We start from the raw sequence: 12,903 nt of genomic DNA on the forward strand, positions 1-12,903 counted from the left end.
TCGAACATCTAAAGGGCATGAATGGTGTCCTTTTTTGGTGTTCTTAAATGGTTATTACTAATAAATGGTATACAAAAATAAAGTTGATGGCAAAATACCTATCAACTTTATTTATCGTACAGCCTTTATTTTAGTTATGTAAACTTGACTAGCTAGTTTTTAAAACTATGTATTTTTGAGATAATATTTTTTATAAATTTGTATAAAAAAACGGTTGAGAGTCTAAAAAGTGACTCTCAACCGCCATTTCAGCCGACTGTCGGATTTGAACCGACGACCTTCACCTTACCATGGTGACGCTCTACCTATCTGAGCTAAGACGGCAAGACATCTTCTACACTATTTTAGCAAATTTAATAGTAGCAGAAAATGCTTTTACCTAAAATGCCTCAATTATTTCAGCTATTCCGGTTGCAAAGAAGAAAAAGGCCAGCATAAAGACAATGAAACCTCCTGCAAGAACGGGATTAAATAATAAAATAAATCCAAATAACAAATTCAAGAACGCTACGATAACAATTAGAATATAGTATTTTCTACCAAAGAAATGATACAGACGCGAAGTGAATATTTGGAATATCGCATCCAGTAAAAACCAAATGGCAAACATATACACAATTACGGTAATTCCCACACTAATATGGGAAATAAAAATAATTCCAATAATAATATTTACAATAGCAAAAAAAATTGTCCAACCGCTGCGGACTCCTAAATATTTAGTCATTTGCGATCCCAGCCAAAGTTGATAAATTCCTCTTAAAATGACTAATCCCCCAAAGATCACTGCAATTGTCGACAAACTATTCAGTGGATACCACAACACTAAATAACCGGCGTATAACGACACTAGTCCGATGATGAATCCAAACCAATCGAAATGACGTCTTGGTTCACTCATAACGACTCCCCCTTTTTTAATATAAAATAATTTTAACATTTTAAATTATCAAAGTTGTAAGATATGCGCTATAATATATAAGCTAATAATATTATTAGGTTAAACGAAAGGTTGTAAAATTGTCCCCTAACAAAGAAAATTATTTAAAAACCATCTATGAATTAAATTATGATTTCACTAAAATCACTAATAAACGTATTTCAGAAATCATGAACGTTTCTGCTCCATCAGTGACAGAAATGTTGAATGCCTTATCCAGCGAGGGTTACTTAACGCATTCTCCTTACAATAAAATCGTCCTGACTCCTAAGGGAAATAAAGTCTCCGAAAAGTTAGTTAGAACGCACCGCCTTTGGGAAGTTTTTCTTAACAAATGTCTCAAATACCCGGTTGATAATGTCCATCATAACGCTGATGCTCTTGAACACTCCTCAGATGACGATTTAATCGATCACCTGAATGATTTCCTTGATCACCCACAACGTTGCCCACATGGCGGAATTATCCCTGGTAATGGTCAAGGTGAAACTGATGCCGACGACAAGCTATTGAGTATGATTTCTGATGGATCACGTGTTCAAATTGTCAGAGTTTCTGATAATTATGACTTTTTGCAATATTTCGGCAGTTTAAATATTGAAATTGACGATATTATCGAAGTTATTAAACATGAAAAATTTGATAACTCATTAGTCGTCAGAAAAGAAGACGGAACTAATATCACTATTGGTGCTAAAGCCATTGATTACATCTTCGTTGAAAACAGATAAAACAAAAGCCTAGCAATATTTCAGTTCAAATCTGAAATTATTGCTAGGCTATTTTATTACTTGCTTTGATTCTTTTGATTATTTTCTAGGACTTTTTGATAAAAAGTTGTGAGCGTCAATTGCTCATATGGTTGCAACCAAATTGATAGCAACTCATGAGTTAAAGCATTTAAAATTTCCCAGAAGAAAAATTCTAAACAAAGTGAAAAGTAAGTCCACTTGTAACCCCTCATTAACGTTGAGCTTCGACTAAAGGTTGAAAAAGCCATCCTCAAGGTCCACTTGCCTTGATCTTCGACATCATCTTTGAAAACTAAAAAGACTTGCGAAAAAATCATCAAAAACCAAATTCCCGGGATTATGTATAGCATAAATCCTGCTTCAATAAACAACCCGAATAGCGCCGTTATAAAGAGCAATGGGAAAAAGTAGCGTCCTGAGAAAATTTGTAAACTGTCTTTCAAAGCGTTTGTTTGATAATCAGGCTGACGTATTTTATCTAAAATCGCATAGGACACGCCAACGCAAATCAAGATAAAGAAAAACATAAAAGCATAAACAAACACGCTAGTTTCCGGTGTCAACGTCAACATATAGTTTCCAGCTGAACTTGGGTCATTAGCCATGTTCATCGATATTTCTGACAGACGTTTACTAGCCTGCTCTGGATTAGCCAAATTGACATTCAAATTAGCCATCCAATTGGTATAAATTTTTAATCCAAAATACACTGCCACAAATCTCAATAGAATCGGAATGACATTCAAAGATATATTTCCCTTTATATCTTTTCTAAAAGCTCGATGGGCTTCCCTTCTGATTTCCAAGGCAGATATTCTATTTTTCGCGTTATTCATCAATAAATATCCCTCACAATTGCAATAACGCCATTATAACAAAGAAAGCAATAGCAGCATAGTTTACTTGATTGTAATCAGACCCTTGTCGGCTGCCTTCACATCCAATAAATTAGTAGAATCAATTTTATTTTGATAATTATTTCCATAATTTTTACCAAAGTAACGAACAATTCCACGGTCAGTTGACAATTTCATTCCATCAACCATTATTGAGCTTCCACTAAATCGTCCTGAATTAAACAATTTAAATTTATTCTGATTCATCAACGTTGATTTAGATATAGCGACCTTGCCGTGATTAATCAAGGCATTCATCGAATCCAAATTTGATTCCTGAAGACTTAAATTCGATTCATCTAAGTTGATATTTGATCTGGTAAAGGTCGTATTATCGGCTTTAAAATCAGAATAATCACTAGCTGATAAAGTCATATCACTTATTTTAGAATTCTTCGTACTGAACGTAGCGTTATAAAAGTTTGCTTTATTAAGTTTTTTTATCGTTACATCATTCAAATAAAGATTTGCATCATAATCCAGGTCTTTAGCGGTTTTCATCAGATGACTTACCGTTACATCATTAATGTGAATATTGCTATCAGCCAAATTGATGCTGATATTATCAAGTGATTTGTTCATTGGAATAGTAATCGTTACTGATTCACGTCCAAAAACATTCACGCCGATATGGTTTTTTTGCTTATTGGCTGAAACTGTTAATGTACCATCTTTAACTTTATAAGTTGGTGCCTGTGATTTATCGCCATCGACATGAATCTTATAACGGTCGCCAAAACGAACATTAACGTTAGCACTACGACCATCTAGATAAATATTATCGAATTTTTCCAAAGGATAGGTTTCATCAACATTTTGGGCCACTTTAAAGCCGTGATTCCAAACAACGGAACGATTGGCGCCCATCAAAAATCCACCTAGGAGCAATATTCCACCGACTATCAGTAAATAAAAGCCGGTTACAAAATACTTACGCATTCTTCTTTTCCCCCTTCATCGGAGTTTTTCGACCGTATAGTAACTTCTTTCCTAACCAGCGGAAGAAAATTACCACGACGCTAAAGAACCACTTCAATAAGACGATTGCTACTGGTATTAAGAAGAAATCAACGCCTAGAATAAGCAACCCGACGCCGACATAAAAAATAGTTGTCGCAAACGACTGAAAGATGACTGATAGACCGATAAAAATAGCTCCGATACCGCCAACTACGGACATAGCCAACAAGAATAAGAACAATAAAGCTAAGAATACTGCTACACCCACAATAATCAACATTAATGGTATCAAAATAATGGCAATCAAAATCGCTACTGGAGAAGCCATTAAGGCCAAAATAATTAAGCCAATCATTTTCATATTCTTAGAAAAACGTTCGCTGCTAGTTATCTGACCGTTATTGAAATTCTTATAATTCTCTTCAGACATTTTGATTGAATAATCTGCTAAAACTTTCCGAGCCAAATTCTTGGGTGTTCCCAATTCATTAATAATTTTGTCTGAAGTCTGCAAATTAGCATCAATCATGTATTCTTGATAAAATTCTACGACGTCATTGCATTCTTTATCATCAAGCTGATGCAAATAAAGTTTGAATTCATCAATATAAGACTCAACTGCATTATTTTTCATTGTTCCCCTCCAAGATAGCATCTGTTGCTGCCTTTAATTCTTGCCAATTATTCTTTATCTTCACTAATTGCTCTCTTCCTAAATCTGTAATTTGATAGTATCGACGATTTCGACCTTCAAACGCTTCATCATAGGTACTTAACCAATCTTCGTTTTTCAAACGACGTAAGATTGGATACATCGTTGATTCAGAAATTGGAAAAATCTTCTTGATTTCGCGAGTGATCGCATAACCGTAATAATCTTTTTTAGTGAGTAGAGCTAAGACTGAGCCTTCAAGAATCTCAGTCGAAACTTGAATTGCCATATTATCTCCTCATTTTCCATATATTATACGTCGTATAATATCGTTTGATTAACAATATATTACATATAATAATATAAGTCAATTTTGAATAAAAAATACTTGACTTTTTTCATTATAGGCCGTAAGCTTGTTTCAACATTTTAAAACAAGTAAGAAAAACGACGACAGAAGAGTAGCTTTGTAAATTAGTCCAGAGAGTCAACGTTGGTGCGAGTTGATCTTTTTACCTAGCGAAACACATCTGTAAGTTGAATGATTGAAAATCAAGTAGGTCATTTCGGTAGCACCGTTACAGCTGAAGTTATTGTAACTTCATGAGCCTAGTATCGTGAGATGTTAGGAACCAGAGGTGGTACCGCGAATAAGTCGCCCTCTTAGTCTTTTGACTGAGAGGGCCTTTTTTATTTACGATATCTATTTTGCAATAACTTCTTGAGGTTAGTATCGTGAGATATTAACGAACTCGAGGTGGAACCACGTCAAGACGTCCTCTAGCATTATGCTAGTGGGCGTTTTTTTATACTTGTAAAGGGGAGAGAAATTATGATGAACTATATCTTGGAAATTTTACCGTCATTATTGAGCGGTACCGCAATGACTTTAAAAGTTTTCTTTTGGACAATCATTTGTTCATTACCATTAGGAGTCTTGGTATCATTGGGAAGAAGCTCTAAATTCAAACCATTAAGTTGGATTCTTTCATTCTACATTTGGGTCATGCGTGGAACCCCATTGCTTCTCCAATTGATCTTTGTCTTTTACGGACTGCCAAATATGCCATTTGCACATATCGTCTTTGAAAGATACGATGCCGCACTCTTTGCATTTATCCTCAACTACACTGCTTATTTCGCCGAAATCTTCCGTGGTGGATTTGATTCAGTCAACAAAGGACAATTTGAAGGTGCTAAAGTTTTAGGCTTAAGCTACTGGCAAACAATTAGAAAAATTATTATCCCCCAAGTTGTTAAAATCGTGCTTCCTTCAATCGGTAATGAAGTAATCAACTTGGTCAAAGATTCATCCTTGGTCTACGTAATTGGCTTGGGCGACCTATTGAGAGCTGGAAATATTGCTAGTTCCCGAGATGTCACGCTTTTGCCCCTAGTCTTAGTTGGTATTATTTATCTATTATTAACCTTGATTTGTACTTGGGTACTCAAAGTCTTAGAGAAACGTTTCAGTTATTATCGTTAGGAGAGAGAAATTATGTTGAAATTAGAGAATGTCACAAAAAGTTTCGATGGCAAAACAATCATTAATAATCTAAGCCTTGAAGTGAAAGATAATTCAATTCTTAGTATTGTTGGACCTAGTGGTGCTGGTAAAACGACTTTGCTCCGCTGTATCGCTGGTTTAGAAAGAGTCGATTCTGGAAGTTTTATTTTAAATAATCAATCTTTTGATCCCTTTGACGAATCCGTTAAGGAACGTGTCGTTGGCGTTGTTTTCCAAGATTTCAATCTCTTCCCTCACCTATCAGTTATGGAAAATATTGCTTTAGCACCTAAAATGGTTCTAAAACAAGATAAAGCGACAATTGAAAAAAACGTTAATAATCTCTTGAGCCAATTGGGATTGACTAATCTTAAAAATCAATATCCATTTGAATTATCCGGTGGACAAAAACAACGTGTCGCCATTGCTCGAGCTTTAGCGATGCAACCACAAATCCTTTGCTACGATGAACCAACTTCAGCCCTCGATCCTAATTTACGTGATACTGTGGCTGAATTGATTCTCGACTTGAAAAAAACTGGCATCACACAAATCGTTATCACCCACGATCCTAGTTTTGCCAAAAAGATTGCTGACCAATTGCTTGAAGTTAAACCATTAAATAATTAATCATTAGGGGGATTAATAACATGAAGAAAAAAATATTAATATTTGTAACCTTATTAGCCTTCTTTGGATTAACTTTAGCTGGTTGCAGCAATGATAAAAAATCTGTTGCACAAGAAGCCAATACGACCGATACTTGGTCTTCTATCAAAAAAAGAGGACGAGTTATCATTGGCTTGGATGATACTTTTGTTCCTATGGGTTTTCGTGAGAAGAATGGTAAATTAGTTGGCTATGATATAGACCTGGCTAAAGCTGTTTTTAAACAATATGGTATTAAAGCTGACTTTCAACCGATTGATTGGAATATGAAAGAGACTGAATTGCGTAATCGGACGATTGACTTAATTTGGAACGGCTATACCATTACGCCTGCTAGAAAAAAGCAATTAATGTTCTCCCGACCTTATATGGCTAACCGACAAGTTTTAGTTACAAAAACTAAAGATAACATCACTTCATTTAAGGGAATGAAGGGCAAAACCTTAGGTGCACAAATTAGTTTCTCCGGTGCCAGTCTTTTAGATGAACACCCTGCTATGTTGAAAAATTACATCAAAAATAAAACCCCTGTCCTCTATGATTCCTTCAATAATACTTTGATGGATTTAGATGACAAACGAATCCAAGGCTTATTGATCGATAGTGTTTATGCTGGTTATTACATCAGTAAAGAAAAAGATCCATCATCTTATCGCGTAACTCGTGGTGGTTTCACAGGTGAAGACTTTGCAGCTGGAATGCGTAAAGGCGACAAGACCTTGAAGAAGAAAGTTGATCAAGGATTGCAACACTTAGCTAATACTGGCGAATTACAACAAATCAACAAAAAATGGTTTGGAAATTCCAACAATTCATTGATAAAGCCTGAAAAATAAAGCAACTAAAATAGAATTTGAGACATAGCACGACTTTTTATGCCTAAAATAAATAGCTCCTGGTAATCAAAATACGATTACCAGGAGCTATTTGCCTTAATGATCGAAAGCTAATATTATGTACCGCTTTCTATTATTTAGTTTAAGCTATTAAGCTTTTATCCTGTTTTGCTTCACTTTTAGCAAAAGGTTCAATGATACTCTTTAATAAATCTTGATTCCGTAATTGTTTTTTCCACTCATCGCTGATATGGTCGCTAAGCATTTCGCAACTAGCTAAAGTAGCAGTAATACTTGCAACTGTATCGGTGTCGTCGCCTAGATTGACTGCTAAAATCACGGCACTATCGATGCTGGTTGAATTCAATACGCACCACGTACAAGTTAATAAAGTATCAACTACATATCCTGTCGACTTGATATTTTGTCTCAAAGTAGTATCAAAATCTGATTTGAACATTGCCTCATAATTTGGCAATTCAGCTAATTCATCAGGTTGGTTTTGTAAAGCCTTGGTCAACTTGTCTGGTAACGTTTCAAGAACTCTTCTAAACGGTTGACCATTTAAAAGTGCATGTAAAATTTCTAAATAAATATAACTACCCACAATTGCTCTTGGGTGACGGTGCGTTAAACTAGTATAATTCTTGGTCAATTTTAACCTTTTTTGTAAATCAGGTTCATCCATTAAATGAATGGCTAATGGTGCTAACCTCATCAATGCCCCATTGCCATTAGCGTAAACGCTAGTATCGCCACTTTTTAAAGCTGAGTAGTGATTAACTGACCAATTTCTAATTGCTTTAGTACAAGTATTCCCAATTCCGAAAGTTTGATCATCAGGCGTATATTGATTGTGAAACATATAATTGTCGAACTTTTTCATTAGTTGGTCGTAATTGCCACCCTCAGTTAGATTCTCCATCAATGGCAATGAAAAAGATGTGTCATCAGACCAGCTGCCCTTAGGTTGTTCCCAAGTACCTGAATCTGTCATGTCATCCAGATAATACGAATCACGTTTTTTGAATTCAACTGGAACCCCTAAAGCATCACCAACAATTCCAGCATATAAGATGTTCTCTATTTGACACGCTTCCATATCTTCATCTCCCGTCGAAAAACTGGGGCTAAAATTAATCAGTCCCAGCTAGTTTTAGTCTTCTATATTAAGAATACTACAATTTTTCCCATCTATAATCATATTAATAAGCATGTTTAATCCTAAAAAATTAGCAGAATGAAAGCTAGTAAAATGCCGAACCATGCCAACAAACTAACTCTCTTCTTGTCATTACGATTTTTTCGTAAATTTTTATTCATAAGCATCGGCCTCCGTGCCTAAGAAAGTTATATCATCTTCAGATAATAATGAAAAGGCTTTTTTACGAAAAAAATTCTTTATTTTTCTTATTATTTTTTCAGGAAATTGCCATTTAATTAGAAAAAATCATGGCTATTTTCAAAATTTTCACGAGCATTTTCCGAACATTTCAGTATAATTAAAGTATAAATATAAAGGAGTTTCAATTTAATCATGAATAAAAAGAATCGCGTTTACTTAGCTGGACCATTTTTTAGCGAGGGTCAAATCAAACGTCTCGATGAAGTTCAAGCATTGCTGGAAAAAAATCCAACTATCGGTGATATCTTCCGTCCTGGAAAAGACGAATATACTGCTGCAGAATTTGGTTCAAGAGAATGGCAATCTGCCGTTTATAAACATGATATCAACAACATAAATGTTTCCGATGTTGTAGTCGCAATGTTAGACTATAAAATAGAAGAGAATGAATTGGAACCAGACTCCGGTACAATGTGGGAATGTGGTTATGCCGTAGCCAACAATGTCCCCGTTATCGGTGTTAGAAACATGGCTGATGAACCATTGAACTTGATGCTTGCAGGAAGTTTAACAGCCTTTTTCAACGGTCACGACAATATTCAAGAAATCAAAAACTACGATTTCAATTCATTGATGACACGCTATGAAAATGTGAAAGTACTTTAGGAGGATCATCATGTCACAAGTAACACAACGAACGGAAAAATCCATTATTACAGCAATGGTCTCGTTATTAGGGAAGAAACCATTTGAAAAGATCACTGTTGGTGATATTTGTGACGAAGCAATGATCAACCATAGTACTTTTTATCGTTATTTCAGCGACAAATACTCATTGTTGCATGCTGTATTTTCATACTTATTGGATGATTTGATTGAGAATACTTCAAATGCTAAAACGATTGTTTTCCAAATTGCTGATTTTATGGAAAAAAATAGTAAGTTTATCCACCATATTTCACCGCAATATCAAACAAGAGCTAATCTTTATCCGGAGTTTCGCAGCATCTTGCAAGATATTGTTAAAACTAAAAGCAAGGATCCTGAAAGTCAAAAAGATCCTTTAATTAAAATGATTACCGAATCAGATGCACCAGAACTGATGATTAGTTTCATCGTAGGTGGTTTGATTGGCTTGGTTGAATATCTTGAAGATAATGACTTCAAAGTTTCACGAACTAAATTTATTGAATTTACCTCAAATTTCTTTAATAAATGGTCTGATTAAAATGTGTCAACTGTCCTTTTTTGGATGGTTGGCACTTTCTTTGTTTGTCAGGTTATAAGCTTTAGGTTTACAATTGTGACATTGTGTTATTTTTAGGAGGATAAAAATGCAATCATCTAAATCGCAAAAGGGATGGTTCTTATTTAGTATGATGCTGATAGCGGCAAACCTTCGTTTACCAATTACTATCATTCCACCATTACTGAGCACCATTGAAAAAAATCTCGGCATCCCTAAATCTTTAGCTGGATTGATCACATCGATTCCACTAGTTACTTTTGCTATTCTTTCACCAATTATCGTTAAATTCGCTAAAAAATTGGGAAACGAATTAACAATTTTTATATTCTTTATTCTATTGATTTTAGGAAGTTATCTCAGAATTATTCCCAGCATTTGGGCTTTAATGATTGGTACCTTTTTAGCTGGAGTCGGCATTGACAGCGGAAATGTCCTAGTTCCTGCAATCATCAAGGATCGTCTGCCAGACCAAATTCCACTAGGTACCAGTTTATACACTCTATCGATGTTGCTGATTGGTGCCATTGGAACAGCTTTGTCCGGAATATTTATTACTAAAATCAGTTTGCAATCGACACTTGCTATTCTTTCGATTCCAGCAATTATTGCGCTCTTCTTTTGGATTCCTAGCTTACGTCACAATCAAAGAGATAAAACTAAAACTGAAAAGAAGGTCAATTATCGTAGCGTTTGGAATCAATCGCTCGGTTGGTTGATTACGGCTTTCTTTGGTCTACAATCACTAGTCTACTATTCAATGATTACCTGGTTGCCTTCGATCCTTCAGGACCATGGCATTGGAACGATTTTTTCAAGTAACCTACTTACACTCTTGCAATTGAGTGGTCTACCTTGTTCATTTATCGTGCCTTACTTGTCAGTCAAAAAACATGGTATGAAATGGCTCTTATCAATGCTTTTGATTGGTTATGCCATTTCTCCACTCGGATTCCTGATTTCTACTGGCAATGCGGTCTTCTTAGTCATCATTACTATTTTGACAGGTTTTGGCTCTGGACTAGCCTTTAACATGGCTGTCATCTTCTTCACTGAAAAGACGACTAATCCTTACCAAACTGCCGAAGTTTCCGGAATGGCACAATCTGCTGGTTATTTATTGGCCGCGATTGGACCCGTTTTGTTCGGTTATTTAGAGAATATGATCAGTTCATGGAGTTTAATTATTTTAATTTTAGTAGTCATGTCAGTTTTATTGACATTATCAGGGGTTTTAATTGCCAAACACAAACCTATTGCTGAATAATAAACAGAGTAATCTAAGATTTTTAGGTTGCTCTGTTTTCTTGTTTTATAATATTCAATGACAAAAGAAAAATTTAGGGGAGTTTACAAATGAGATATTTATTTTTTGATTTTGATGGAACCATTGCTGATACCCAAGAGGGTATTATCAACGCACTCGAATATATGGTTGAAAAATTAGACATGGAAAATTTAGGTAAAGATGTTTATCGACAATTCATCGGCCCATCTTTGACATACAGTTTAAAAAAATTCTATCCTGATTTTCCAAAAGAGCGCTACCCAGAAGCAATCAAAGCCTATCAAGCTTTTTATAACACAAAGGGTGTCTATCAACTAAAAATTTACCCACATATGAAAGATACCCTCGAAAAATTAGATGCTGCAGGTTATAAATTATATGTTTCATCAGTTAAACCTGAATCTTTAATTAAAAAATTAATTCCTCATTTGGGGCTTGAAAACTATTTTTCCGGACTTTACGGGGCTTCTGATGACGAAATGACGCGGACCGCTAAAACTGAGATTTTAAAATATGGTATGCAAAGTGCAGGTGTCGACTCTAAACAAACTGTCATGATTGGCGACCGTTTAACTGATATGAAAGGCGGAATCGATAATGGCGTTCACACTTTAGGAGTTTTATACGGTTTTGGCGATCGTCAAGAATTAGAAGAATCCGGTGCCCAAGAAATTGCTAAAGAAGTTGTCGATATTCCAGAAACTATCAAGAAATTTTAAATTAACCCTTGCTATGAAACGGGTTCGATAGAATATCATTATTTATGTAGAAAGCAAGTACTACTACTTCGCTAATAGATTTATCATGCAAAGGAGATAGATAATGATGTTCAAAATTTTTAGAAAGAACCATACAACCGCAAATATTGAGTTAGAAAATAATGACCAAATGAGTGCCTTAAAATTGGCCGCTCAAAAAGCTGCTGATGAATTCAATCTGGATGAACAAACTGTCCAAAGTAGTATTTTTGCCAGTGCTGCTCAAGGCAACACAATTTTAGAGGACCGGGCTGTCTTTATGTACGCTACAAGTGAGAAGAAACACCGTGTTCACACAATATTGTTAACATTTAAGGACCCTGTTGCTTGGGGTAACGATCAAAGTTTGATTGATTACTTGATTGTGGGGGTATTCCCTGACAAGTCTAGTCAAAAAGATGTTGATGAATTGACTCAAAATATTACTGATAAGTTACATGGTAGCGATTTGGATGATATTAAGTTTAATGATACTGAATTGAATAAGTTGAATCAGTCGTTTACTGAATAGAGAATTTACATTTGAATATGTACATAAAAAAAGACCAGAAATTTGTTTGATTTCTGATCTTTTTGTTTATTCTATTTGAAATTTTGGTAACTGTTGCGCGTTCTAGTTTTATAGTGGAAACGAGCTCCGGTGGGGCAACCCATTCCGGTTAAGCCTATTTCACAAATCACCCGCACAGTTCGCGGGCAATTCGTGAAATTGTCTTAATCCTCGTGGGCTAACCGCCCTTGCTTCGCTCTCTACTTTGAAACGAGCTGCGCAGGACAGACACTTCCGGTTAAATCTATTTCACGAATCACTCGCATAGTGCGCGAGCAATTTGTGAAATTGCTTTAATCCTCGGTGTCTAAGCCGTCCTGCTCCGCTCTCTACTTATTAACATCAAACTCATATCCACTAGGATAAAACTCTAATCGATTGGTGTTAGTCTGATATTCCGGACACGGTCTCTATGTTAAAATTGTGAAATTAATAAGGAGAACTTATCTATGACTCAAAAATTTTCAGCCGAATTTCAGGCCTCAATTATGGATCTTTACCATT

Annotated in this window: 15 protein-coding genes, 1 tRNA gene and 1 other annotated feature; of the genes, 9 read left to right on the forward strand and 7 right to left on the reverse strand. The window is 35.4% G+C overall.

The window, feature by feature from the left end; genetic code table 11:
- Window positions 1–250 precede the first annotated feature (250 nt).
- Together FHL05_RS11525 and FHL05_RS11530 are read right to left on the reverse strand one after the other, a co-directional pair.
- Window positions 251–324, reverse strand: a tRNA-Thr gene (locus FHL05_RS11525).
- A gap of 55 nt (window positions 325–379) precedes the next feature.
- On the reverse strand, window positions 380–901 hold the full coding sequence (locus FHL05_RS11530; RefSeq protein ID WP_153385564.1) for a DUF308 domain-containing protein: 522 nt from the start codon (window positions 899–901) through the stop codon (window positions 380–382).
- Window positions 902–1,020: 119 nt separating this feature from the next.
- Here FHL05_RS11530 and FHL05_RS11535 point away from each other — a divergent pair, with 119 nt between their 5' ends.
- On the forward strand, window positions 1,021–1,671 hold the full coding sequence (locus FHL05_RS11535) for a metal-dependent transcriptional regulator (RefSeq protein ID WP_153385565.1): 651 nt from the start codon (window positions 1,021–1,023) through the stop codon (window positions 1,669–1,671).
- 56 nt (window positions 1,672–1,727) lie between these two features.
- On the opposite strand, the gene FHL05_RS11540 is transcribed toward FHL05_RS11535, so the two are convergent.
- The 4 genes from FHL05_RS11540 to FHL05_RS11555 form a co-directional block, all read right to left on the reverse strand.
- On the reverse strand, window positions 1,728–2,528 hold the full coding sequence (locus FHL05_RS11540) for a DUF975 family protein (protein ID WP_153385566.1): 801 nt from the start codon (window positions 2,526–2,528) through the stop codon (window positions 1,728–1,730).
- Window positions 2,529–2,591: 63 nt separating this feature from the next.
- Window positions 2,592–3,527 carry a DUF4097 family beta strand repeat-containing protein gene (locus tag FHL05_RS11545; protein WP_153522764.1) on the reverse strand — a complete coding sequence of 312 codons (936 nt, stop codon included), beginning with the start codon at window positions 3,525–3,527 and terminating at the stop codon, window positions 2,592–2,594.
- Complete coding sequence (locus FHL05_RS11550) at window positions 3,520–4,182, reverse strand: DUF1700 domain-containing protein (RefSeq protein ID WP_153385568.1); 663 nt, start codon at window positions 4,180–4,182, stop codon at window positions 3,520–3,522. Before FHL05_RS11550 ends, FHL05_RS11545 begins: the two co-directional genes overlap by 8 nt.
- The gene (locus tag FHL05_RS11555; protein WP_153385569.1) at window positions 4,172–4,489 is read right to left on the reverse strand and encodes a PadR family transcriptional regulator; all 318 of its coding nucleotides are present in this window, start codon (window positions 4,487–4,489) and stop codon (window positions 4,172–4,174) included. Before FHL05_RS11555 ends, FHL05_RS11550 begins: the two co-directional genes overlap by 11 nt.
- A gap of 152 nt (window positions 4,490–4,641) precedes the next feature.
- Window positions 4,642–4,866, forward strand: a binding site (T-box leader).
- A gap of 166 nt (window positions 4,867–5,032) precedes the next feature.
- On the opposite strand from FHL05_RS11555, the gene FHL05_RS11560 reads away from it, so the two are divergent.
- Genes FHL05_RS11560 through FHL05_RS11570 form a run of 3 tightly spaced genes read left to right on the forward strand, consistent with a single transcriptional unit; the run spans window position 5,033 to window position 7,212 of the window.
- Window positions 5,033–5,686 carry an amino acid ABC transporter permease gene (locus FHL05_RS11560; RefSeq protein ID WP_153522766.1) on the forward strand — a complete coding sequence of 218 codons (654 nt, stop codon included), beginning with the start codon at window positions 5,033–5,035 and terminating at the stop codon, window positions 5,684–5,686.
- A 12-nt stretch (window positions 5,687–5,698) separates the two neighbouring features.
- Window positions 5,699–6,337: an amino acid ABC transporter ATP-binding protein gene (locus FHL05_RS11565; RefSeq protein WP_153385571.1), complete on the forward strand. Its 639-nt coding sequence runs from the start codon at window positions 5,699–5,701 to the stop codon at window positions 6,335–6,337.
- Between the two features lie 20 nt (window positions 6,338–6,357).
- Window positions 6,358–7,212, forward strand: a complete 855-nt coding sequence (locus tag FHL05_RS11570) for an amino acid ABC transporter substrate-binding protein (RefSeq protein ID WP_153522768.1) — start codon at window positions 6,358–6,360, stop codon at window positions 7,210–7,212.
- 142 nt (window positions 7,213–7,354) lie between these two features.
- On the opposite strand, the gene FHL05_RS11575 is transcribed toward FHL05_RS11570, so the two are convergent.
- On the reverse strand, window positions 7,355–8,314 hold the full coding sequence (locus FHL05_RS11575) for an ADP-ribosylglycohydrolase family protein (protein ID WP_153385573.1): 960 nt from the start codon (window positions 8,312–8,314) through the stop codon (window positions 7,355–7,357).
- A gap of 435 nt (window positions 8,315–8,749) precedes the next feature.
- Here FHL05_RS11575 and FHL05_RS11580 point away from each other — a divergent pair, with 435 nt between their 5' ends.
- The 5 genes from FHL05_RS11580 to FHL05_RS11600 all read left to right on the forward strand — a co-directional run bounded on the left by FHL05_RS11580 (window position 8,750) and on the right by FHL05_RS11600 (window position 12,360).
- Window positions 8,750–9,223 (forward strand): nucleoside 2-deoxyribosyltransferase, encoded by a 474-nt coding sequence (locus FHL05_RS11580; RefSeq protein WP_153385574.1) that lies wholly within the window; start codon window positions 8,750–8,752, stop codon window positions 9,221–9,223.
- A gap of 10 nt (window positions 9,224–9,233) precedes the next feature.
- The gene (locus tag FHL05_RS11585; RefSeq protein ID WP_153522769.1) at window positions 9,234–9,785 is read left to right on the forward strand and encodes a TetR/AcrR family transcriptional regulator; all 552 of its coding nucleotides are present in this window, start codon (window positions 9,234–9,236) and stop codon (window positions 9,783–9,785) included.
- A 106-nt stretch (window positions 9,786–9,891) separates the two neighbouring features.
- Complete coding sequence (locus tag FHL05_RS11590) at window positions 9,892–11,070, forward strand: CynX/NimT family MFS transporter (RefSeq protein WP_153385576.1); 1,179 nt, start codon at window positions 9,892–9,894, stop codon at window positions 11,068–11,070.
- A gap of 89 nt (window positions 11,071–11,159) precedes the next feature.
- Complete coding sequence (locus tag FHL05_RS11595; protein WP_153385577.1) at window positions 11,160–11,810, forward strand: HAD hydrolase-like protein; 651 nt, start codon at window positions 11,160–11,162, stop codon at window positions 11,808–11,810.
- 103 nt (window positions 11,811–11,913) lie between these two features.
- On the forward strand, window positions 11,914–12,360 hold the full coding sequence (locus FHL05_RS11600; RefSeq protein ID WP_153385578.1) for a PTS sugar transporter subunit IIA: 447 nt from the start codon (window positions 11,914–11,916) through the stop codon (window positions 12,358–12,360).
- Window positions 12,361–12,903: the final 543 nt, after the last annotated feature.

The organism is Companilactobacillus halodurans (assembly GCF_009600995.1).
GTDB lineage: Bacteria > Bacillota > Bacilli > Lactobacillales > Lactobacillaceae > Companilactobacillus > Companilactobacillus halodurans.